This window comes from Floccifex porci (genome assembly GCF_009696175.1).
Lineage (GTDB): Bacteria > Bacillota_I > Bacilli_A > Erysipelotrichales > Erysipelotrichaceae > Floccifex > Floccifex porci.
The window spans coordinates 1-20562 of record NZ_VUMM01000012.1; the positions used below are offsets into that span (position 1 = coordinate 1).

Below are 20562 nucleotides of genomic sequence, written 5' to 3' on the forward strand. Positions count from 1 at the left end.
TTCAGGTACAGGTGTAGTAATGCCTTTCTTATAATTCTTTACACATTCAAGTTTAAACTGCCATGTATACTTCATATAAAAACCCTCCTTACTGGCTTATTGTCCAGTTTGGAGGGTACATATCATTCACATGGTTTATTTCTTCATACAGTAAAAGATGGAAATCATTCTCTGGAAACAGGAAATATAATAGAAGATATTGAAAATATGAAAAAAATAATGATAAAAGTAAAACAATTTATTGAGGAAAGATAATGTGTGGCAGATATTACATTGATTTATATACGATTCGAAAAGTGACAAGAAATAAAAAAATCGATTTTCCAGTTTCGGATATTTATCCTGGACAGTTTCCGCTTGTCTTAAATAAAGATTTGAAATGTATGCAGATGGAATGGGGAATGGCTGCCTTTGGTAAGAGGATTATCAATGCCAGAGAAGAAACGGTGGATCAGAAACCATTCTTTAAAGAAGACTGGCAAAAAAGAAAATGTGTGATTCCTGCAAAAGGTTTTTATGAATGGGATCCTCATTCAAATAAATATTATTTTTATACCGATGATATTTTATATATGGCTGGTGTTTATAATGAAAAGAATCAGTTTGTGATTCTGACAACCAAAGCCAATGATTCTATAAAAGAAATACACAATCGAATGCCATGGATCTTAAAAGAAGAGGAACTGAAAAACTGGTTTAATCAGAATACAAAAATGAATGTTTCAGATTCAATAGAATTAAAATCCATATGTCCTTATAAACAGGAGACATTATTTTAATTTATTTTGTTTCATAAAAAATATACCTGTTAATAATTTTTAAACAAAAATAATTTTATTTGTTTTAAATAAATTAAACAAAAAAATATTTTCTTCTGTTGAATATGATATATAGTTTAGTCATCGAAATAAATATTTCGTGTGATTCGGTATATAAAACTTATAAAAATGGGCCCGTAATCATTCTCTCACTCACAATTTGAATTATCCGCATAAAATTCAAAGCCTGTTTTTATATCCTCCGTATACATGAGAATCAAATATAAAAAAGGAAGTGCTGGGCACTTCTTTTTTTATGCACTTTATAATTGCATGAAAAATCAATAGGAATCATGTATACTAAAGTTGTTAAACATCTGCTATACAAAAATTCTAAATGTGATCAAAAACAATTTTGTTTAATTTAATTGTTTAATATTCATTTTTTTTCTTAATATTTTTTCTAAATTAAACAGGACAGATCTGGTTTATGGGAATCACACTCTTGAATTTCCAGCTGTCGGTATAGCAGTATTGTATTAGAAAAGAGGAAATATGAATTATAAAACAGTGGATCTGAAAAAGACAGGAACCCAGATTGAAACGATCTGCAGGGAAAATGGATACAATGCCATAGAGATTGCTTCTTCACTCAACGTATCTCATCAGTCCGTTTATAAATGGTTTTCAGGTAAAAGTTTACCGACTTTAGATAATGTTTTATTTTTGAGTCAATTGTTGAAAGTGAGAGTTGAAGATTTTATTGTATATGAGGAAGTGACGTATCCGTCCTTTCATATTAAAGAATTTGTGGACTATGTGTATGCATAGTCTTTTTTTACGCGAAAAATACATGGCCTTTTACGCACAGCAGGTGCATAAAAACGGACTAAGGGTATTGATATAACGATAACGTGATGGAATATACTCGAAGTTACGGGAAAGGTTAAAGGTCAATGAAAATAAGTGAAGCAAGTAAAATTGCTGGAGTGAGTAAACGTACGTTGCAGTATTATGATGATGAAGGGTTGTTGTCTGTGAAAAGAATGGAAAATAATCATAGGGATTATGATTTAGAATCGCTGCAGATTATCTGGAAAATACTGAATTTGAAGGAAATGGGGTTTGAATTAGAAGAAATCAGAAGATTGCTGGTGCAGGATAGAATTTCTTTTGATGAAAAGAAAGAGGAAATTAGAAAGAAGATCAAAGATTATCAGATACAATATAAATATATAGAGTATATTGAAAGAAATGGATATCCAGAAATTAATAAGAAAGAGTCTTATATTGAACAGATTGAAAAGATGAAAAAAGAAATTGATAATAATATAATAAAATAGAGGAGGTCTTTATGAAAGTGTTACTGGTAAATGGAAGTTCAAGGGAAAATGGATGTACTTCTATGGCTTTGAAAGAAATAAAAAAATCGTTGGAAGAAGAAGGAATCGAAACAGAAGTTATTTTTATTGGCAATGAGCCTTTAGCGGATTGCCTGGCCTGTCGAAAGTGTAAGTCAACAGGAGAGTGTATTATGAACGATTGTGTCAATGAATTTGTGCATAAGGCAAAAGTGGCAGATGGATTTGTGTTTGGGTCACCGGTTTATTATGCACATCCCAGTGGAAGACTATTGACATTTTTAGATCGGGCTTTTTATTCCAATGCGAATGCGTTTAAATATAAACCAGCTGCCTGCGTTTTATCCGCAAGAAGAGCGGGAACGACAGCCAGTTTTGATGTCATCAACAAATATTTTTCAATCAGTTCTATGCCAATTGTTTCTTCGACATACTGGAATCATGTATATGGATCTCAGCCAGAGGATGTATTAGAAGATAAAGAAGGTTTGATGACAATGTATAATTTAGGAAAAAATATGGCATGGCTGTTAAAATGTATTGAACTGGGAAAAGACAATGGCATTGATCATCCAGAGAATCAGAAAGTATTAACGAACTTTGTAAGGTGAAAAATGATACAGTATAAAAAATGTGAAGCAGGAGATGAAAAATGGGTAATTGAAATTGTAAAACAGTTTCGAAATCAGACCATTTCGACTCAGAAAGCAAAAGACTTAGTAAATAATAAAAATATATGGATCTACATTGCTTATGATAACGATATAGTTTGTGGATATACTTTATCTTATGTACTGGAAAGAATGGATTGTGATTCAAATATGCTGATGATATACCATTGTTTTGTGAACGATTCGTATTGGCATCAGCATATTGGACAGACATTAATGGAAATGGTTTTAGAACAGGCTCATCAGATGCATTATACTTTTCTAATAACCCAGGATACCAATGAAGCAGCCAATGGGTTGTATCAGAAATTAGGTGGACAGCTTCATAATGAAAATAAAAATGTTTATTACTGGTATGGTTTATCAAAACCTAAAATATGAGGAGAATGTATGAATACAACAAGCAGGAATCCAATTGAAATCGTAAAAGAGATGATGAAACAGAACGATGTTCCTATGCGGTCGCTGTCATAAATGAAATCATTGTAGTAATTTCTGCGAAAAAAGGATTTGAATGGGCAAAAGAAATCAGGATGCATGAAAATGCATCTTTTTTAGTATGAAAATCATCAAAATGTAAAATATTTACATTTTATGAAAAATAATAAAAAATAACTTAAAAACGCTATGAAAAAATTTATTTTTTTGTTCGTTGCGGGTCTTATGTCTTTGTCACTTGTCGCATGTGGAAGCAGTTCGGATAACACATACGTTTATTCAAGTGAATTGGATATTAAGAACCTGGATTCTTCGGATGCTGATGATGGATGTTCCTTTACAGCAATGCATGCCATTATTGATGGTCTGATGACATTGGATGTAGATGGAAATGTTGTTTATGGTATTGCAGAAGATTCAAGTGTAAGTGAAGATGGTTTAACACACACTTACGTAATGAAAAAGTATATGAAATGTTAGAACTGGTTGGATTATCAAGAGAATTTGCTTCTCGATATCCGCATCAGTTTTCAGGTGGACAAAGACAGAGAATCGGAATTGCTCGTGCTTTAATTATGAATCCGGATCTGATCATTGCCGATGAAGCTATCAGTGCACTGGATGTATCCATTCAGGCTCAGGTAGTTAACTTAATGAAGAAAATTCAGAAGGAAACAGGAGTATCCATTCTATTTATTGCGCATGATTTGTCCATGGTTAAATATATCAGTGATCGTATTGGTGTTCTTCATTTAGGTCACTTAGTCGAAGCAGGAACAAGTGAAGAAATATTTGCGAATCCTTTACATCCATATACGAAATCATTATTATCTGCCATTCCTCAACCAAATCCAAGAGTTGAGAAAAAGCGAAAATCGTATACGTATAATTATGAAACAAGCGGAATTGATTATAATAAAGGAACACAGCATTATGTATCGGATTCTCATTATGTTTTAGCAACCGATGAAGAATTTGAAAAATGGAGTTATTAGAAGTTGGTTTTTATATCAGCTTCTTTTATTATTTATAGGGTGATACTTATGAAATATAAATTATTTTTATATGACTGTTTTGAAAAAAGTCAGTTTGAAGAAGAATTAAATCAATTATCAAAACAAGGATTCAATGCGTTAGAAATAGGATGGATATCAAAATTTGAAAAAAAGGATACATCTTGTTTTTATAAAGTTGATATATTAAAAGGGAATAAATTAAAACAGACAAAAGAATTAATGGATTATTACGATCGTTATTCATATTCTTATTGTGGAAAAAGAGGAAGACTTATATTTTTTAAAGGGGATTCAAAACGAAATTTTAAAGAAAGAGAAAAAGAATACACAGAATATTTAAAAAATCAGCTGTTTTATAATAGCTGTCTATTCTTTCTGACTGGATTGATTTCTGTACTTTATTTCTCTTTTCTATTAAAAAAAGAATTGTCGCATGTCATCACAAATGGACAGATCGTATTGTTTCTGATTCCTGTTATTATATTGATTTCCAGTATTTTATTTGTCTTTTCAAAAATAATGCATGCCTTACAGTTTAAAGCCAATCAGAAACTGCAAAAATCCATATTAAATCCAATAGCTGTTCTTTTACTGATCTTTTCCTTGTGCCTGATTCCATTTGGATGCATTCTTGATTCCATTTCAAGAGGAAAGCAGGAAGTGAAAGATGTATTGACCTTAAAAGATTTTGATAAAGAATCTTATGGAAAAACAATGTCTTTTGCACATAGTTTTATAGTGGACACAAAGACATTTGTAGATGAAAATGAACAGGGAGATGTATTATATGAAACAGTATATGATATTTCTAACGATACAGATCAATATTATGAATCATTTGTTCAATCTCATGTGACAGAAGATAAAATAGAAATGAAAGATGGTTATCTATATACAAGTGAAGTAAAAAACGACAGCCTGGTTCTTAAAATAGATCATAAAATCATTGATATTACCGCATCTTTTGATTTAGAGCCTTATTATCAGAAAATCGTATTGTATTATAAAGGGGAATAAATATGGAAGAAATTATAATCGATCCAATTCTTAAAAGAGGAATTGAAAGTATGGGATATAAAGAATGGACACCTATACAAAAAGAAGTGATTCCTTTATTAAAAGAAGGAAAAGATATTATTGGACAGGCCAAAACAGGAACGGGAAAGACAGCAACTTTTGGTCTTCCTATCTTAGAAAAAATTGATTGTGAATGTAAAAAAGTACAGGCATTGATTATATGTCCAACTAGAGAACTGGCAATGCAGATTGTTGAAGAATTAAGAATGTATGCCAGGTATATGCAGGGAATCCGCATTCTTCCCGTTTATGGAGGATGTGATATCAATCAGCAGATTCGAAATCTGAAAGGAGTACAGATTGTTGTGGGAACACCTGGAAGACTGCTGGATCATATAAGAAGGCATACAATTAAACCTAAGCAGCTTCAGATGGTTGTATTAGATGAAGCCGATGAAATGCTGGATATGGGTTTTCGAGAAGATATAGAAACAATATTAAAGTCTATGAATCCTGAAATACAGACGTGTCTGTTTTCCGCAACAATGCCAGAAGAAATCATACAGATCGCAAAAAACTATCAGAACAATCCACAATTTATAAAGATAGAAAGCGATACTTTAACAATTGATTTAATAAAACAATACTATTCCATTGTTTCAAAAGAAATGAAATACAATTCATTGATTCAAATTTTAAATCAGAATTATTTTAATAAATGCATTCTATTCTGTAATACGAAGAAACGAGTTTCTTTATTAGTAGAACAACTTTTAAAAGATGGTTACAATGTGGATGGACTTCATGGAGATTTAAATCAGAAACAAAGAAATCTGGTGATGAATAAGTTTAGAAAAGGTCAGATACGAATACTGGTCTGTACGGATATTGCAGCCAGAGGAATTGATGTAAAGGAAGTTCAAATGGTGATCAATTATGATATTCCTGATGAACTGGAATTTTATATTCATCGTATAGGAAGAACAGGAAGAGCGGGTAAAAAAGGAGTTTCTTATACTTTATGTACAAAAAAAGAAATTTCTAAGATTCATCAGATTGAAAAATTATGTCATATACATATGATTGAAAAAAAGCTTTTTGATAAAGAGGAATATAGAAAGTACCAGCAAAGACAATTGTTTGAACAGATTTTAAAAGTAACACAGGAAGAAAATCTTCAGTCTTATATTTCACCTGTATATCGTTTCTGTAAATCAAATTCAATATCACCAGAACAGTTTATGGCAGCAAGTGTAAAATTGTTGTTAGAAAGGAATCGTTATGAAAAAAGCAATTCAGGAAATAAGAAAATTTAACAAGGAAAGAGAATGGGAAGTTTTTCATACACCAGAAAATCTGGCAAAATCCATATCCATTGAAGCAGGGGAATTGCTGGAATGTTTTCAATGGAATAATGATTATAATAAACAAAATGTTTGTGAAGAATTAGCAGATGTCATCAATTATTGTATTTTAATGGCGGATGCACTTGATGTAGATTTAGAAGAAATTGTATTAAGTAAATTAGAAAAGAATAAAGAAAAATATCCAGTTGATAAAGCGAAAGGAAATTCAAAGAAATATACAGAATTATAAAATAAAAACAGCCTTTTGGGCTGTCTTTATTTTTAATTTAGAGAAGAGAGAATTATGAAGATTATTATTATCTTTATCTGTAAAAGCCTTTATCTTTTACGCTTATATAATAATAAAAGAATACAAAATATTTATCTGAAAACTATGGAAAATTATGTGAGTTTTTATAAGAATTTTGGGAATAATGGTATAATAAACGAAACAAATTGGGAGTGATTGTATATGAAGTTTTATATGCCGGTTTCTTATTATTTAGAAGAAAACTGTATTAAGAATCATAAGAAAGAAATCTTGGAATGTGGTAAAAAACCATTGATTGTGACAGGGAAACATTCTTCTAAATTGAATGGGTCTTTGTATGATCTGATTTCTATTTTAGAAGACTATGTATTGTTTGATCAGGTAAATGAAAATCCCACTGTTAATCTTTGCGAAAAAGGAGCTAGGATGGGATTGGAACAGAAAGTGGATTATGTGATTGGTTTAGGAGGAGGATCCAGTATGGATGCTGCTAAAGCAATTGCTTTATTGATTAAAAATCCAGATGAAAATAAAGACTGTTTTTATCAGAAAAAAGAATTGTCTCATTTAGATGTCATCTGTATTCCAACTACATGTGGAACAGGATCAGAAGTAACTTCTAAAGCGGTATTATCACGTCCTGAACTTCATGAAAAAGGAAGTATTTCTCATGATATATGGCCTAAATATGCCTTTGTGGATGAAACGTATTTAACTTCTGCATCTGATTCTTTAATTGTTTCAACTGCAGTTGATGCATTGGCTCATTTGATTGAAAGTCATCTCAATAAAAATAAAAATAGCTTTTCGTTAATGTGCACTACTTATGGATTGTCTTTGTTTAAAGAAATGAAAGAAGAGCTGATTCATAAAGAATTTAATTATAAAAAATTAATGATGACTTCTTCCATTGCGGGTTTAGCTATTGCACAGACAGGGACTTCCATTCCTCATGCGATGAGCTATGACCTGACCAATTATTTTCATATCAGTCATGGATTGGCCTGTGGATATTATCTGGTTTCTTTTGTGGAAGTGGTGATGAAAAAATCACAGGAAGGTAAAGAAATATTATCACTTTTAGGATTCTCTGATTTTGATGAATTTAGAAATTGGATGGAATCTTTAATTGGAAAACCAGGTCTGAATCAAAAAGAGTTTTTAATTGAATTGATGAATCAAAAGAAGGCAAAATGGTCCACAGCCTGTGTAAATATCACAAAAGAAGATATTTGTTTTATTGTACATTCTTCTTTATAGTGTATAATCTAATTACTAAAAAGGAGAAACTATGGAGTATACAAAACATACAATTAATGAATTGCTGGTGGGTATGTTTAACTACATACTTTATATAGAAGAAAGAAATCTGAAAAAGAAAAATGTGAAATTATCGATGAGTGAAGTTCATTTATTAGAAAGCATTGATAAAGCCAGTGACAATACGATGTCTCATATCGCAAAGCGCTCTATGATTACGCAGGGAACGCTTACTACCAATGTGAAAAGTCTGGTCGCAAAAGGATATGTAGAGCGATATAAAGATGAAAAAGATGGACGTATTGTACGTTTAAAAGTTACCGAAGCCGCAAAAAAGATATTAAAGATTCATGATGAATTTCATGAACAGATGATTGATAAAGCCATTGCGGATCTGAAATTGGATGAAAATAAGGTATTAATTGATTCTTTAAAGAATATACTGGATTATTTTAGTGAACAATATGGAGACTGAAAGCGTTTAACTCACCTGGAAACGGGTGAGTTTTTAAATATCTATATACTTTGAATATCAAATTATATATAATGTAGATATTTTTAGATTCAAAGTATAGGAGGAAACGTTATGTTAGAAAAAATTAAAGATGTCTTAGTAGATGCGATTAATGTAGATAGAGAATTAGTAAAACCTGAAGCCAATTTAAGTGAAGACTTAGATATAGATTCATTGGCTGCCGTTGAATTGGTCCTTGAACTGGAAACGGAATTTGATATTCGTATTGAAGATGAAGAACTGGCAAATTTAAAAACCGTACAGGATATTATGGATTTAATTGCTTCTAAACAATAGGAAGAGGAAAACCAAATGGATACAGAAAATAAGAGAAATTGTTGAGATTTTTGAAAACAGTCAGATTTCAAGAATGGATGTAGAACAGGATTTATTTAAGATTCGTCTTGAAAAGAAAGAAGTTATAACTGTATCTAATGCGGTTGTAACAGAAAAAAGAAAGAAGAACCAGAGAAAAAGACATTGAATTCTCCTTTAGTGGGAACATTTTATGTCGCAATCAAACCAGGAGAGAAGCCTCTTGTACAAGTGGGACAAAGAGTAAAAACAGGAGATGTCATTTGTATTATTGAAGCAATGAAATCAATGAATGAATTAAAAGCCAATCAAGAAGGAGAAATACTGGAAATTCTAGTGAAAGATGGACAAATGATGGAATACGATCAGCTTTTGTTTGTATTAGGAGATTGATATGATTCAAAAAATTTGTATTGCCAATCGTGGAGAAATTGCGGTTCGTATCATTTGTGAAACTCCTTTATCTTTTATATCAAAAATTGAAAACGAATCCATTCCATTATTAGGAATGTGGGCTGTCAATATAGGAACCATTCATTTTGATCGAGAAACCAGAGAAGGAAATGTACATATGTTAAGAGAAACCATTCGCGCTTTAAAAAAGAAAAGAAATCTATTGATTTTTCCAGAAGGTACCCGATCAAAAGGGGATGAAATGAATGAATTTAAAGATAAAGCGTTTCAGCCTGCCATTATGGTAAAATCCATCATTGTACCCGTTACTTTAAATGGAGCATATTGCCTGGATCGAAAAGATATCCATATTAAAGAATTAAAGATCACCTTTGGTAAACCAATATATTATGAACAATATTCTAAAATGAATCGAGAAGAGTTAAGTGAATATGTTTATCAGAAAATAAAAAGTCATTTAAATAATTGATTTTATGTTAGAAAAAGTTAAGCTGAGAGAAATCTCAATTTTTTGTTTGACTTTCAAACTAAAATGGTTCACAATATGAACAGTTTATAAAATGAACTAAAGGAGGGTGTATGGAAGTATCGGAAGAATTAATTAAAATATGGAATCAGATTTCTTATGCTTTAAAACCATCGCGTATGTTTTCTAAATTATCTTATAATGAACAGACAATCTGTTCGATATTAATACATAGTGAAAAAAAATGTACGGCTACCGATCTAATTCAGAAAACAGGTTTATTAAAATCACAGATGAATAAAATTATAAGCCAGCTGGAAGAAAAAAATGTGGTTCAAAGAAATCGGAATTTAGAAGATAAACGAAAAATTACGATTTTCATTACGGATTATGGAAAAGAACTTTATCAAAAAGAACACCAGTCAGTATTGGAAATTGGTAAACTTGTCACAAATTCACTGGGAGAAGAAAAGACAAGACAACTGGTGGATTTAATGAACGAAACGTTACATATAATAGAAAAAGGAGAAGAAAATGAGTATTAGAATTATTACAGATTCAGGATGTGATATTAGTCAAAAAGAAGCAAAAGAAAAAGGAATTGTTGTCCTTCCTTTGACAACAATTATCAATCAGAAAGAATATAGAGATGGCATAGATATTCAGGCCGATGAATTTTATGAACAATTGATTTCCACGGATATTATGCCAACCACTTCACAAGTGACAATTGGAGCGTTCTTAGATGCGTTTGAACAATATAAAGACGATGAAATTTTATGTATGACCATTTCATCTCAATTATCTGGATGTTTTCAAAGTGCGAGTGTTGCCGCTCAAGATTATGAGAAGGTCAGAATTGTGGACACAATGAATGTATCTTTAGGATCTCGTAATTTAATTGAACTGGCTTTATCTTATATTGAAAAAGGAATGGATATAGATTCGATTGTAGAACAATTGGAAATGGATAAGACAAAATGTAAAGTGTATGCCTATTTTGATACATTAGAATTTTTAAAAAGAGGAGGAAGAATTTCTTCAGCGGTTGCGGCAGCAGGATCGATTTTAAATATTAAACCAGTATTAACGTTAAAAGAAGGTGTTATTGAAATGTCTGGAAAAGCCAGAGGATTAAAGAAAGCCGGTTCCTGTATGGCAAAATGTGTGATGGAAGATGGAATGGATTTCTCAAAGCCATATCATTTAGCTTATTCTGGATGTTCTAAGGAAGGTGTTTTATCTTTTTTAGACAATAATAAAGAATTGAATCTGGATTCTGGTAAAATTGTACAGATTGGACCGACAATTGGTACCCATGCAGGACCTGGTGCAGTTGCGATTTCTTATTTTGTAAAGTAGAAGTGACATTCACTTCTTTTTTATTTATAATGGTCATATGTCTATATCATTATCAGATCATTTTACATATAAAAAATTAATTGCCTTTGTGTTTCCGTCCATTGTGATGATGATCTTCACTTCTATTTACAGCATTGTGGATGGATTTTTTGTGTCCAACTATGTCGGAAAAACCGCTTTAGCGGCATTAAATCTGATTACTCCAGCACTTATGATCGTTTCTGCAATTGGATTTATGATGGGAACGGGAGGATCTGCCATTATTGCCAAAACATTAGGAGAAGGAAGAAAAAAAGAAGCCAATGGTTATTTTTCCTGTCTTATGGCATTTATTATTCTATTTGGAGCTTTTGTTTCATGTTTTGGAATCCTATTCATGTCCCAGATTGCTTCCTTTTTAAAAGCAACCGAAGAAATGATGCCTTTGGCAGTTTTATATGGACGAATTATGATGGTTTCTCTTCCGTTTTTTATGTTACAGACATCGTATCAGACATTATTTGTGACGGCAGAAAAACCCAAATATGGACTGTATGTGACTTTAGGAGCTGGAATCTGTAATATGATTCTGGATTTTTTACTGGTAGGTGTACTAAAATGGGGCCTGGCAGGAGCAGCCATTGCTACGGCAAGCTGTGAAATAACAGGGGGATTGGTTCCAACTTTATATTTTTTAAGAAAAAACAATTCTTCTTTATTATGTTTATCCAAACCTATATGGGACTTCAAAATACTTTTAAAATCGGCTTTTAATGGCTCCAGTGAATTTGTCAGTCAAATTTCAAGTTCCCTGGTGGCAATGATCTATAATTTTCAGCTTCTTCATTTTGCTCAAGAAAATGGAGTGGCGGCTTATGGAGCCATCATGTATGTGAATTTTATATTCTGTGCCATTTTTATTGGGTATTCTACAGGAAGTGCTCCTTTAATAGGATACAATTTAGGAGCACAAAATGAAAAAGAATTAAAAAATGTATTTAAAAAATCAATTGTTTCCATTCTTTGTTTAGAAATAATAGTCACAGTATTATCTTTCCTTTTATCAGAATGGATCATGGGAATCTTTGTAGGGTATGATCGTACTTTATTTGAAATCACAGTGGCTGGCTTTCATATTTATTGTATTCATTATTTATTATGTGGAATCAATATTTATGCCTCTTCCTTTTTTACCGCTTTAAATAATGGAAAAATATCAGCGGTAATCTCGTTTATGCGAAGCTTTATCTTTCAAATGGGAAGCCTGATTCTACTTCCATTTTTCTTTGGATTAAATGGAATCTGGTGGGCTATCGTTGTTGCGGAAAGCTTTACTTTTCTTTTAACTTTGTTCTGTTTGAAGAAATATAAAAAAGTATATCATTATTAAAAATAGGGTTTGTCTGTTCCTTTGTGAAAATAAACCAGAATCAATAAGAAGAAGGCGATTGCCTTCTTCTTTACGGTTCTATGGTTTTTGGCTGATAATTGACTTGAGCTACTTTATAAACGGTAATAAATGCCTTTGGATCGGTTGTTTGAATAAAATTCATTAATTTCTGGTATTCGCTTTTATTCACGATCACAATGATTTCCTGTCGCTTGGACATAGAATAAGCACCATAGGCTTCATAAATGGTTGCACCGGAATGAAGATCATCTAAAATGAAATGTTTAATGGTATCCATTTTGGAAGATACGATACAGACTCTTCGTTTTAGATTCTGATCAAAAATAAACTGATCCAGTACCAGTCCATTCAGATACGTTCCCAATACACTGATCACAACGGTTTTTGAATCATAGGCTAAGCAGGATGAAAGGGCAATACACATTCCAGAATAGGTCATGGCTTTACCTAAATCAATGCGAAAATATTTATTAAGAATTTTCGCCACAATGTCCAAACCTCCAGAGGAGGCATTCATATTGAATAAGATACATTGTCCTAAACTGACTACAAAAATATAGGCAGCTACATCCAGTATGGGATCGTGTGTTAATGATTGGAAATTGGGAAATAGAATTTCATACATTTTTAGAAAAGCTGGTAATAATAAAGATGTATAAATCGTTTTGGCGCCAAATTCATTTCCAATCAAAAGAAAACCAACAATCAGTAATAAAATATTTAAGGCCATTGTGATGGTCGCAATAGAAAAGGGAATAAAATTCGATAACACAATGGATAATCCAGAAATACTGCTGACCGAAGCATGACTGGGATACAAAAAGAAAAAGACAGCACTGGAAATAATAAGAGTTGCTACTGTCATCTGAACAAATTCTTTAATCGTTTTCATTTTGTATCCTCTTATAGAAATGAACCATAGAGATTCCATATTTTTTCTGTTTCACTTTCTTTAGATTATAAAATACATCGGCTAATTCTTTTTCTTTTTTTGTACGAATGGCTAAGATTCCATCTTCTTTTAAAAGACTGGTTTTTCCTATTGTTTCCATAACAGGAATAAATATTTCATCAACGGTATATGGTGGGTCTAAATAAATAATATCAAAGGGCTCATTCATTTGATCTAAAGAAGGAAGAGCCTGAAAGATATCTTTCTGAAAGATGGAATAGGAATGAGAATCAAAATGACATCCCTTAATATTTTCCTGTATTGTCTGTATCGCATTGGAATCGTTATCGATAAAAACAGTATAAGATGCATTTCTTGAAATGGCTTCAATACCCATGCTTCCACTTCCCGCAAAACAATCTAAGAAACGACATCCATTGATTTTGAATTGCCAGCTGTTAAATAATGCTTCTTTGATCTGATCGGTAACCGGTCTTGTATGTAAACCCTGAGGGGCTATGAGTTTTTTTCCTCTTGCTTTTCCTGAAATTACGCGCATAGTATTCTCCTTGTCGTATATTTCATTATACATAAATTTAAGAAAAAGAGTATTAAAATTGTTTCCTAAAAGATTTGAAAAAATACATTTCTAAATCAGCAAGATGTGATATTATGAATATACGTAAACAGGAGGAATACTATATGTTAAAAATTATTCGTGCTCGTGACTACAAAGACATGTCAAGAAAAGCAGCTAACATTATTTCAGCACAGATTATTTTGAAAAATGACTCTGTATTAGGATTGGCTACAGGTTCTACACCAATTGGAATCTATAATACATTGGCTCATTGGTGTGATAAAGGGGATCTGGATTTTTCTCAGGTAAAAACAGTCAATTTGGATGAATATGTAGGTTTACCGGCTTATCATGATCAGAGTTATTATTATTTTATGAGAGAAAATTTATTTAAAAAAGTAAACATTGACATCAATAATACACATTTACCTGATGGTACAGCAGAAAATGCAGAAGAAGAATGTGAAAGATACCACAATGTGATCGAATCAATGGGTGGAATCGATCTTCAATTGCTGGGTATTGGAAACAATGGTCATATTGGTTTCAATGAACCATCTGATATTTTTGAAACAAAAGTACATAAAGTAGAATTGACAGAAAGTACAATTCAGGCAAACTCTCGTTTATTCGATTCCATTGATGATGTTCCTAGATACGCTTATACAATGGGAATTGGTGAAATCATGAGCGCAAAACAGATTTTAATTGTTGCTTCAGGAAAAGCCAAAGCTCCAATTGTGAAAGAATTAATTGAAGGACCTGTTACTCCAAAAGTACCAGCTTCCATCTTAAAATTCCATGGAAATGTAACACTGATTGCTGATGAAGATGCGATGAGTTTAGTAAAATAGAAACAAAAAAACTTCGAATGTGATTATTCGAAGTTTTTTATATATTCGATTGCTTCTTTTACTCCATCGTGATCGTTATCCGAAACCACGATATCCGCCTGTTTTTTTACTTCTTCTTCTGCATTTCCCATCGCAAAACTTATATTAGCTGTTTTAAACATAGAAAGATCGTTAAAACTATCTCCAATGGATGCAATCTGCTTGGAATCGATGTTTAAATAAGAACTCAATTTCTGAAGTCCAATTCCTTTATTCACATGATTGGCTGTACATTCTAACGCACAGCTTTCGGCATATGTTAAACATAAATCAAATTGGGAAAGAAAAGTAATAGATTCCTGTCGATCTTCTTTATTTTTATGATATAGATTGATTTTTTGAATGGTTTTTTCATTTTCCTTAAAATAAGAATCAATGGAATCGACGCATTTTGCGATTTTTGTATACATTTCTCTATAAGAAGCCATTTTATAAGTTTCTACATGTTCTAATTTATCTTTTTCTATGATACATTCAAAATCTAAAATATGAAGCATAAGATCCTTACGATGAGAAGCTTCTATGATTTTATAAACCAGAGGAATCGAAATACTGTTTTCATAAATGACCTTATCTTCTTTGGCATCGTAAACCAAAGCTCCATTGGTTGTGATAAAATATCGAATTTCCGGTAACTTTTCATATATATCATATAATTCTTTTAAACAGCGACCCGTACTGATGACGATTTCACATCCTTGTTTCATCACTTCTTTTAAAATGGAAATGGTTGATTCAGAAAGCGTCTTATCGGATCGAAGCAAGGTTCCATCCATATCAATGGCAATTAACTTATAGTTCATTTTCTTCCTCCATAATCTTACGTATCTGTTCTTCACTGGCAATTACACTGCCCTGAATGGCTTCTTTGTTTCCTCCACCTTTCACTATAAAATGATCTTTTAATTTTTTTAAATGATTTAAAGCATTTTCATGATCAAATAGAAGAAAACGATATCCATCTTTATCTTTGACAAAAACAGCGGCATATTTTAAAACATACGTATGAAGCTTAGACACAAAATATTTCTGTATTGAAAAATCCATATTTTCTTCAAATAATAAAATCGAATCACAAGGTTCTAATGTTTCTAGATACATATCCACTTTTTCTTTTTTAAATTTAGAACATTCCTGTTTTAAAATCTGATTTTCTTTTGACAGCTGAAGAATACGATTGTATGTATCATTAATATTCGCTTTTAATAAAACGGAAGTTTTCTGTGCTTCTTTAAATTTTATCTGATAATCTAAAATGGCTTTTTGTCCACATAAAAAATAGATTCGTGTTCCTCTTTTAAATTTCATTGTTTTTATGATTTTAAACAATTGAATCTCAATGGTAGATTTCACATGAGGTGCACAACAGGCACAAATATCAATTCCTTCGATTTCAACAATACGAATGGCTTCTTTTATTTCTTTTTTTGATCGATAAGAAAGCTGTTCTACATGATCTGGATATCCATATTTGATTTCAATATTTTTGATAATGGCTTCATTGACTTTCTGTTCTAGAATATCAATCTGTGCTTCATTAAATAAACCATTGTAGTCTGCTGTTACTTCATCGATTCCTAAATGAAAACCAACATTGTCGTATCCAAACAACTGATGAACCATTCCCGATAAAATATGTTCAGCACTGTGGTGCTGCATATTATAGTAGCGATGATCAAAATCAATTTTTCCTTCTACTTTCGTTTCAATTTTCTCTTTTGTGTAATGATGAATTTCTCCATTTTTAATCTGTACATCGAATACATTTATACCATTTAAAGTTCCCTTATCACAGCTTTGTCCTCCTTCTTCTGGAAAGAATAGAGTTCGATCTAAGACAATATCATATCCCTTATCACAAGGAGTACAGGATACTATCGTTGCCTGAAAGGTTCTTTGATAAGGATTTGTATCATAAAGTTTTTCAGTCATATGCCTTTCCTTTTTTTTATCTATTATACTATAATTTTTTCATGAAATATCAATTTTACTATAAAGAGAAAAAAGATGGTTCTTTATGTTTAATGAAAGTATATGGACAATATGGAATGGTTGAAATACCGGAAACAATCAATGGGAAACAAGTAAGTGAAATAGGACCTTATTGTTTTTCTTATTCAAAAGTAGAAGATTCTTTTTTTTATACAGAATCTATTGATGGAATTGAACTATCTTGTGATGAAATCGAAGAAGTTTATTTACCAAGATCCATTCAGAAAATAAATTCCTATGCGTTCTACAATTGTCGGAATTTAAAGAAATTAAAAATATATGAAATTAAAGAATTAGGAAGCGATGTATTTATGAATTGTTTGTCTTTACATACCATTCAAATGGATTCTTTTTCCCATCTTAAAAATATTCTTAAACAGATTTCATGGAATATTGTGATCCAAACGCCTTCTTTTTCCCTTTTCTTTCCTGAATATTATGAAATATATGATGAAATAGGGCCTGCTCATATATTTGGGATCCATATTGAAGGAGAAGGATATCGAATGCGTCAATGTTTTCAAACAAATCGTTTTCTGTTTGAGGAATATGATAAATGTTTTGATAAATTAAAAAATGAAGAAAAAGAAGAAATAGTTTGTCAGGTTGCGTATTATCGTCTTTATTATCCATATCATTTAAATGATAAAGAGGTGTATGAACAATATATAATGAAACATCTACCATCGTTCAGTAAATTATTAAATGTAGAAAATTTATTCTATTTTGAAAAGTATTTAAATATAGAAACTATAGATTCTCTTATTCAAAAAGGAATAGAATCAGAGAATCCATTATTTGTGACAAAATGTATGGAACTAAAACGAAAGAAATTTAAAAAGAGAACCTATGATTTTGAGGATTTTATATGAAATATATCAGTGAAATTGAATGGCAACAACAAGTTTGTGTACAGATCATGGAACATGTGAAAAGTGAATTGTTTCTGGATTTTCCCTTTATGGCACTTCCTTTAAATGGATTACAGATGCAGATGAGTGATTCGTTAAAAAGTGCGGGATGTGATGGAAAGACTTTTTATTTTTCAAATGAATTTGTGATACGTATCTTTAAGAAAAATCCGGTTTATTTAAATCGTATCTATTTACATTCAATTCTTCATTGTGTATTTTCTCATTTGTGGATTTCATCCAGTCGAAATATGAATCTATGGCATATTGCCTGTGATATTTGTGTGGAATACACATTGGATCATTTAGAGAAAAAGAGTGTAAAAAGAATCTTATCGTATATTCGAAAGAAGACGTATCAGATATTAGAAAACGAATACAATTTATCGGCTTCCGGTATTTATTTATATTTATTGAATCTGGATTCAAAACAATTACTGGAATTAAAAAATGAATTTATATGTGATGATCATCGATATTGGCCAAAATCAAAAGAAGAGTCACAATCCATTGGAAATCAGAATTTAAAGAACAGCTGGAAACAGAAAGCTATACAGTCTTCTTTACAGAATAAAAATAAGATGGATGGAAAAGAAGAGGGTAGCTACAGTTGGCAAATCAAAATGGCGGAATCAAAACGTAGTTATCGTGAATTCTTAAAAAAATTTATGGTTTTAAAAGAAGAAGTAAAAATAAATGAAGATGAATACGATTTATCTTATTATACGTATGGTTTACGTTTATATAAGAATCTTCCTTTAATTGAACCTATAGAAACAAAAGAAGAAAGAAAAATACCGGAACTGGTGATTGTTTTAGATACATCGTATTCAACAAGTGGAAATTTAATAAAAAACTTTTTGAAGGAAACATCTGCGATTTTAAAATCAAATGTGTTTTTTTCAAACAGTAAAATTCATATTATACAATGTGACAATCGAGTACAGGATCATAAAATACTGACTTCTTTTGATCAGATGGATGAATTTTTAGAATCTTTTACGGTAATTGGAGGAAATGGGACTGATTTTCGCCCTGTTTTTGATTATGTGAATGAGTGTATGGAACAGGGGATTTGCAAAGAAGTATCGGCTTTACTTTATTTTACAGATGGAAAAGGGATATATCCAAAAAGAAGACCCAATTATAAATGTGCATTTTTATTCTTAGAGGATTATGATAGAAATTTAGTTCCGACATGGGCGATTTCGCAGAGAATGGATCCCATTGAAATATTAGGAGGGTAACATGAATATTAAACAGGCAAAAGAAGAAATAAAAAATACAATTAAAGTCTATCTTGAAAAAGATGAATACAACCAATATAAGATTCCTTCCATACGTCAAAGACCTATATTATTGATTGGTCCTCCTGGCATTGGAAAGACACAGATCATGGAACAGATTTCCAAAGAATGTAAGATTGGACTGGTAAGCTATACAATCACGCATCACACAAGACAAAGTGCAGTGGGTCTTCCATTTATTGTGGAAAAAGAATTTGATGGAAAAAAAGTATCGGTAACGGAATATACAATGAGTGAAATCATTGCCAGTATTTATCAGAAGATGGAAGAAACGGGTGTAAAAGAAGGAATTTTATTCATTGATGAAATCAATTGTGTTTCCGAAACTTTAGCGCCTACTATGCTTCAGTTTTTACAGGGAAAAACATTTGGAAATCAGGCAATACCGGAAGGATGGATCATTGCAGGAGCTGGAAATCCAATGGAATATAATAAATCCGTTCGTGAATTTGATATGGTGACTTTAGATCGAGTTCGCTATCTGAATGTCGAACAGGATTTGAATGTATGGAAAGAATACGCATTGTCCAATCAGATACATCCTTGTATATTAAGTTATCTGGATTTAAAACCTTCTCATTTTTATCATGTGGAAAATGATGTGGATGGGCTTCGCTTTGTGACGGCTCGAGGATGGGAAGATCTGTCGTATTTAATGAAACGATATGAAGCTTTACAGATACAGATTACAGAAGATGTGATCTATGAATATTTACACGATCGGGATATCAGTGAAGATATGGCTTCGTATTATACGTTATATCGAAAATATAAAGAAGATTATGGTATTGAAAATATATTAAATGGAAAGATATCGACTTCTTTATATGCACGGGGATTTAATGCTTCTTTTGATGAAAGATTATCGGTCATTCATTTATTGCTGGATGGTTTATTTCAGCGGATTCAAACTTTATATGAAAAGAAAGATCAATTGGATTATCGATATGAATTTTTAAAAAATTATTTTAAAAATAAAGATACAAAAAGCTATTCTTTATGTATTCAGGAAGCTTTATTGGAAAATCAGAATCAGTATAAATCGGAATTTATCACAAAAAATAGATATTGTATGGTGAATCAATGGATACAGAATTTAAAAGAAAAGGAATTAAACGCAAAAGAATCTTTCTTAAAATATAAAGAAGAAGTGGAAAAGACAGAAGAAAACTGTATACAGTCTATGAATTCCTGTTTTGAATATCTGGATTCTTTGTATTCAAATGGACAGGAGATGGTTATTTTTGTGACAGGTTTATCTCTACAGAGTCAATGTGCAATCTTTTTATCTGAAAATGAAATTCCTTTGTATGAAAAATATAAACAGGAATTATTGATTGGTACAAAGAGAAAAGAAATAATGGATATATTGAATTCATAAGTTATGA

26 protein-coding genes and 1 pseudogene are annotated in these 20562 nt (G+C 31.3%); 23 read left to right on the plus strand and 4 right to left on the minus strand.

Translation table 11 applies throughout. The features are described from left to right. The 19 genes and pseudogenes from FYJ50_RS10570 to FYJ50_RS06660 form a co-directional block, all read left to right on the plus strand. Window positions 1-255: hypothetical protein (locus FYJ50_RS10570; RefSeq protein WP_205946462.1), on the plus strand; the 255-nt coding region annotated here is incomplete at its 5' end. Next, window positions 255-779: an SOS response-associated peptidase gene (locus tag FYJ50_RS06575; protein WP_154460322.1), complete on the plus strand. Its 525-nt coding sequence runs from the start codon at window positions 255-257 to the stop codon at window positions 777-779. The genes FYJ50_RS10570 and FYJ50_RS06575, both read left to right, overlap by 1 nt. Before the next feature lie 534 nt (window positions 780-1313). Further along, window positions 1314-1589, plus strand: coding sequence for a helix-turn-helix transcriptional regulator (locus FYJ50_RS06580; RefSeq protein ID WP_154460324.1), 276 nt, complete (start codon window positions 1314-1316; stop codon window positions 1587-1589). A 125-nt stretch (window positions 1590-1714) separates the two neighbouring features. Beyond that, window positions 1715-2101, plus strand: a complete 387-nt coding sequence (locus FYJ50_RS06585) for a MerR family transcriptional regulator (protein WP_154460326.1) — start codon at window positions 1715-1717, stop codon at window positions 2099-2101. Window positions 2102-2112: 11 nt separating this feature from the next. Further along, window positions 2113-2730, plus strand: a complete 618-nt coding sequence (locus tag FYJ50_RS06590) for a flavodoxin family protein (RefSeq protein WP_154460328.1) — start codon at window positions 2113-2115, stop codon at window positions 2728-2730. 3 nt (window positions 2731-2733) lie between these two features. Continuing rightward, window positions 2734-3171, plus strand: coding sequence for a GNAT family N-acetyltransferase (locus FYJ50_RS06595; RefSeq protein WP_154460330.1), 438 nt, complete (start codon window positions 2734-2736; stop codon window positions 3169-3171). A gap of 246 nt (window positions 3172-3417) precedes the next feature. Beyond that, window positions 3418-3708, plus strand: coding sequence for a hypothetical protein (locus tag FYJ50_RS06600; protein WP_154460332.1), 291 nt, complete (start codon window positions 3418-3420; stop codon window positions 3706-3708). Beyond that, window positions 3681-4223, plus strand: a pseudogene (locus FYJ50_RS06605) (ATP-binding cassette domain-containing protein); the annotation flags it as partial. The gene FYJ50_RS06600 and the pseudogene FYJ50_RS06605, both read left to right, overlap by 28 nt. A 48-nt stretch (window positions 4224-4271) precedes the next feature. Continuing rightward, window positions 4272-5261, plus strand: coding sequence for a G protein-coupled receptor family protein (locus tag FYJ50_RS06610; RefSeq protein ID WP_154460334.1), 990 nt, complete (start codon window positions 4272-4274; stop codon window positions 5259-5261). A gap of 2 nt (window positions 5262-5263) precedes the next feature. Then, window positions 5264-6577 carry a DEAD/DEAH box helicase gene (locus FYJ50_RS06615; RefSeq protein ID WP_154460336.1) on the plus strand — a complete coding sequence of 438 codons (1314 nt, stop codon included), beginning with the start codon at window positions 5264-5266 and terminating at the stop codon, window positions 6575-6577. Next, window positions 6543-6857 carry a nucleotide pyrophosphohydrolase gene (locus FYJ50_RS06620; RefSeq protein ID WP_154460338.1) on the plus strand — a complete coding sequence of 105 codons (315 nt, stop codon included), beginning with the start codon at window positions 6543-6545 and terminating at the stop codon, window positions 6855-6857. The genes FYJ50_RS06615 and FYJ50_RS06620 overlap by 35 nt, the downstream gene beginning before the upstream one ends. 222 nt (window positions 6858-7079) lie before the next feature. Then, complete coding sequence (locus tag FYJ50_RS06625; RefSeq protein WP_154460340.1) at window positions 7080-8138, plus strand: iron-containing alcohol dehydrogenase family protein; 1059 nt, start codon at window positions 7080-7082, stop codon at window positions 8136-8138. A 31-nt stretch (window positions 8139-8169) separates the two neighbouring features. Next, window positions 8170-8613: a MarR family winged helix-turn-helix transcriptional regulator gene (locus FYJ50_RS06630; protein ID WP_154460342.1), complete on the plus strand. Its 444-nt coding sequence runs from the start codon at window positions 8170-8172 to the stop codon at window positions 8611-8613. A 111-nt stretch (window positions 8614-8724) separates the two neighbouring features. After that, window positions 8725-8949 (plus strand): acyl carrier protein, encoded by a 225-nt coding sequence (locus FYJ50_RS06635; RefSeq protein ID WP_154460344.1) that lies wholly within the window; start codon window positions 8725-8727, stop codon window positions 8947-8949. A 183-nt stretch (window positions 8950-9132) separates the two neighbouring features. Then, entirely contained in the window at window positions 9133-9360 is a 228-nt protein-coding gene (locus FYJ50_RS06640; protein WP_154460346.1) for an acetyl-CoA carboxylase biotin carboxyl carrier protein, read from the plus strand. 1 nt (window position 9361) lies between these two features. Continuing rightward, the gene (locus FYJ50_RS06645; RefSeq protein WP_154460348.1) at window positions 9362-9850 is read left to right on the plus strand and encodes a lysophospholipid acyltransferase family protein; all 489 of its coding nucleotides are present in this window, start codon (window positions 9362-9364) and stop codon (window positions 9848-9850) included. Between the two features lie 110 nt (window positions 9851-9960). Beyond that, window positions 9961-10392: a MarR family winged helix-turn-helix transcriptional regulator gene (locus FYJ50_RS06650; protein ID WP_154460350.1), complete on the plus strand. Its 432-nt coding sequence runs from the start codon at window positions 9961-9963 to the stop codon at window positions 10390-10392. Then, complete coding sequence (locus FYJ50_RS06655) at window positions 10382-11209, plus strand: DegV family protein (RefSeq protein WP_154460352.1); 828 nt, start codon at window positions 10382-10384, stop codon at window positions 11207-11209. The genes FYJ50_RS06650 and FYJ50_RS06655 overlap by 11 nt, the downstream gene beginning before the upstream one ends. 37 nt (window positions 11210-11246) lie before the next feature. Beyond that, complete coding sequence (locus tag FYJ50_RS06660; protein ID WP_154460354.1) at window positions 11247-12578, plus strand: MATE family efflux transporter; 1332 nt, start codon at window positions 11247-11249, stop codon at window positions 12576-12578. A gap of 70 nt (window positions 12579-12648) precedes the next feature. On the opposite strand, the gene FYJ50_RS06665 is transcribed toward FYJ50_RS06660, so the two are convergent. Both FYJ50_RS06665 and rsmD read right to left on the minus strand, forming a co-directional pair. Continuing rightward, window positions 12649-13491 carry a YitT family protein gene (locus FYJ50_RS06665; protein ID WP_154460356.1) on the minus strand — a complete coding sequence of 281 codons (843 nt, stop codon included), beginning with the start codon at window positions 13489-13491 and terminating at the stop codon, window positions 12649-12651. Next, window positions 13478-14083: a 16S rRNA (guanine(966)-N(2))-methyltransferase RsmD gene (gene rsmD / locus FYJ50_RS06670; protein ID WP_154460358.1), complete on the minus strand. Its 606-nt coding sequence runs from the start codon at window positions 14081-14083 to the stop codon at window positions 13478-13480. The genes FYJ50_RS06665 and rsmD overlap by 14 nt, the downstream gene beginning before the upstream one ends. 110 nt (window positions 14084-14193) lie before the next feature. Between rsmD and nagB the strand changes: the two genes are divergently transcribed. Next, window positions 14194-14925, plus strand: coding sequence for a glucosamine-6-phosphate deaminase (nagB, locus tag FYJ50_RS06675; RefSeq protein WP_154460360.1), 732 nt, complete (start codon window positions 14194-14196; stop codon window positions 14923-14925). A gap of 23 nt (window positions 14926-14948) precedes the next feature. On the opposite strand, the gene FYJ50_RS06680 is transcribed toward nagB, so the two are convergent. Beyond that, complete coding sequence (locus tag FYJ50_RS06680) at window positions 14949-15767, minus strand: Cof-type HAD-IIB family hydrolase (RefSeq protein WP_154460362.1); 819 nt, start codon at window positions 15765-15767, stop codon at window positions 14949-14951. Next, window positions 15757-16896, minus strand: a complete 1140-nt coding sequence (locus FYJ50_RS06685) for an alanyl-tRNA editing protein (RefSeq protein ID WP_154460364.1) — start codon at window positions 16894-16896, stop codon at window positions 15757-15759. The genes FYJ50_RS06680 and FYJ50_RS06685 overlap by 11 nt, the downstream gene beginning before the upstream one ends. Window positions 16897-16937: 41 nt before the next feature. Between FYJ50_RS06685 and FYJ50_RS06690 the strand changes: the two genes are divergently transcribed. Genes FYJ50_RS06690 through FYJ50_RS06700 form a run of 3 tightly spaced genes read left to right on the plus strand, consistent with a single transcriptional unit; the run spans window position 16938 to window position 20555 of the window. Next, the gene (locus FYJ50_RS06690; RefSeq protein ID WP_154460366.1) at window positions 16938-17828 is read left to right on the plus strand and encodes a leucine-rich repeat protein; all 891 of its coding nucleotides are present in this window, start codon (window positions 16938-16940) and stop codon (window positions 17826-17828) included. Continuing rightward, window positions 17825-19114 (plus strand): vWA domain-containing protein, encoded by a 1290-nt coding sequence (locus tag FYJ50_RS06695; RefSeq protein ID WP_154460368.1) that lies wholly within the window; start codon window positions 17825-17827, stop codon window positions 19112-19114. The genes FYJ50_RS06690 and FYJ50_RS06695 overlap by 4 nt, the downstream gene beginning before the upstream one ends. A 1-nt stretch (window position 19115) precedes the next feature. After that, window positions 19116-20555 (plus strand): ATP-binding protein, encoded by a 1440-nt coding sequence (locus tag FYJ50_RS06700; protein WP_154460370.1) that lies wholly within the window; start codon window positions 19116-19118, stop codon window positions 20553-20555. Window positions 20556-20562: the final 7 nt, after the last annotated feature.

Bases quoted from the DNA above. Each gene is read 5' to 3' on its own strand.
- FYJ50_RS06575 (WP_154460322.1), top strand. From the start codon at position 255: ATGTGTGGCAGATATTACATTGATTTATATACGATTCGAAAAGTGACA.
- FYJ50_RS06580 (WP_154460324.1), top strand. From the start codon at position 1,314: ATGAATTATAAAACAGTGGATCTGAAAAAGACAGGAACCCAGATTGAA.
- FYJ50_RS06585 (WP_154460326.1), top strand. From the start codon at position 1,715: ATGAAAATAAGTGAAGCAAGTAAAATTGCTGGAGTGAGTAAACGTACG.
- FYJ50_RS06590 (WP_154460328.1), top strand. From the start codon at position 2,113: ATGAAAGTGTTACTGGTAAATGGAAGTTCAAGGGAAAATGGATGTACT.
- FYJ50_RS06595 (WP_154460330.1), top strand. From the start codon at position 2,734: ATGATACAGTATAAAAAATGTGAAGCAGGAGATGAAAAATGGGTAATT.
- FYJ50_RS06600 (WP_154460332.1), top strand. From the start codon at position 3,418: ATGAAAAAATTTATTTTTTTGTTCGTTGCGGGTCTTATGTCTTTGTCA.
- FYJ50_RS06610 (WP_154460334.1), top strand. From the start codon at position 4,272: ATGAAATATAAATTATTTTTATATGACTGTTTTGAAAAAAGTCAGTTT.
- FYJ50_RS06615 (WP_154460336.1), top strand. From the start codon at position 5,264: ATGGAAGAAATTATAATCGATCCAATTCTTAAAAGAGGAATTGAAAGT.
- FYJ50_RS06620 (WP_154460338.1), top strand. From the start codon at position 6,543: ATGAAAAAAGCAATTCAGGAAATAAGAAAATTTAACAAGGAAAGAGAA.
- FYJ50_RS06625 (WP_154460340.1), top strand. From the start codon at position 7,080: ATGAAGTTTTATATGCCGGTTTCTTATTATTTAGAAGAAAACTGTATT.
- FYJ50_RS06630 (WP_154460342.1), top strand. From the start codon at position 8,170: ATGGAGTATACAAAACATACAATTAATGAATTGCTGGTGGGTATGTTT.
- FYJ50_RS06635 (WP_154460344.1), top strand. From the start codon at position 8,725: ATGTTAGAAAAAATTAAAGATGTCTTAGTAGATGCGATTAATGTAGAT.
- FYJ50_RS06645 (WP_154460348.1), top strand. From the start codon at position 9,362: ATGATTCAAAAAATTTGTATTGCCAATCGTGGAGAAATTGCGGTTCGT.
- FYJ50_RS06650 (WP_154460350.1), top strand. From the start codon at position 9,961: ATGGAAGTATCGGAAGAATTAATTAAAATATGGAATCAGATTTCTTAT.
- FYJ50_RS06655 (WP_154460352.1), top strand. From the start codon at position 10,382: ATGAGTATTAGAATTATTACAGATTCAGGATGTGATATTAGTCAAAAA.
- FYJ50_RS06660 (WP_154460354.1), top strand. From the start codon at position 11,247: ATGTCTATATCATTATCAGATCATTTTACATATAAAAAATTAATTGCC.
- FYJ50_RS06665 (WP_154460356.1), bottom strand. From the start codon at position 13,491: ATGAAAACGATTAAAGAATTTGTTCAGATGACAGTAGCAACTCTTATT.
- rsmD (WP_154460358.1), bottom strand. From the start codon at position 14,083: ATGTATAATGAAATATACGACAAGGAGAATACTATGCGCGTAATTTCA.
- nagB (WP_154460360.1), top strand. From the start codon at position 14,194: ATGTTAAAAATTATTCGTGCTCGTGACTACAAAGACATGTCAAGAAAA.
- FYJ50_RS06680 (WP_154460362.1), bottom strand. From the start codon at position 15,767: ATGAACTATAAGTTAATTGCCATTGATATGGATGGAACCTTGCTTCGA.
- FYJ50_RS06685 (WP_154460364.1), bottom strand. From the start codon at position 16,896: ATGACTGAAAAACTTTATGATACAAATCCTTATCAAAGAACCTTTCAG.
- FYJ50_RS06690 (WP_154460366.1), top strand. From the start codon at position 16,938: ATGAAATATCAATTTTACTATAAAGAGAAAAAAGATGGTTCTTTATGT.
- FYJ50_RS06695 (WP_154460368.1), top strand. From the start codon at position 17,825: ATGAAATATATCAGTGAAATTGAATGGCAACAACAAGTTTGTGTACAG.
- FYJ50_RS06700 (WP_154460370.1), top strand. From the start codon at position 19,116: ATGAATATTAAACAGGCAAAAGAAGAAATAAAAAATACAATTAAAGTC.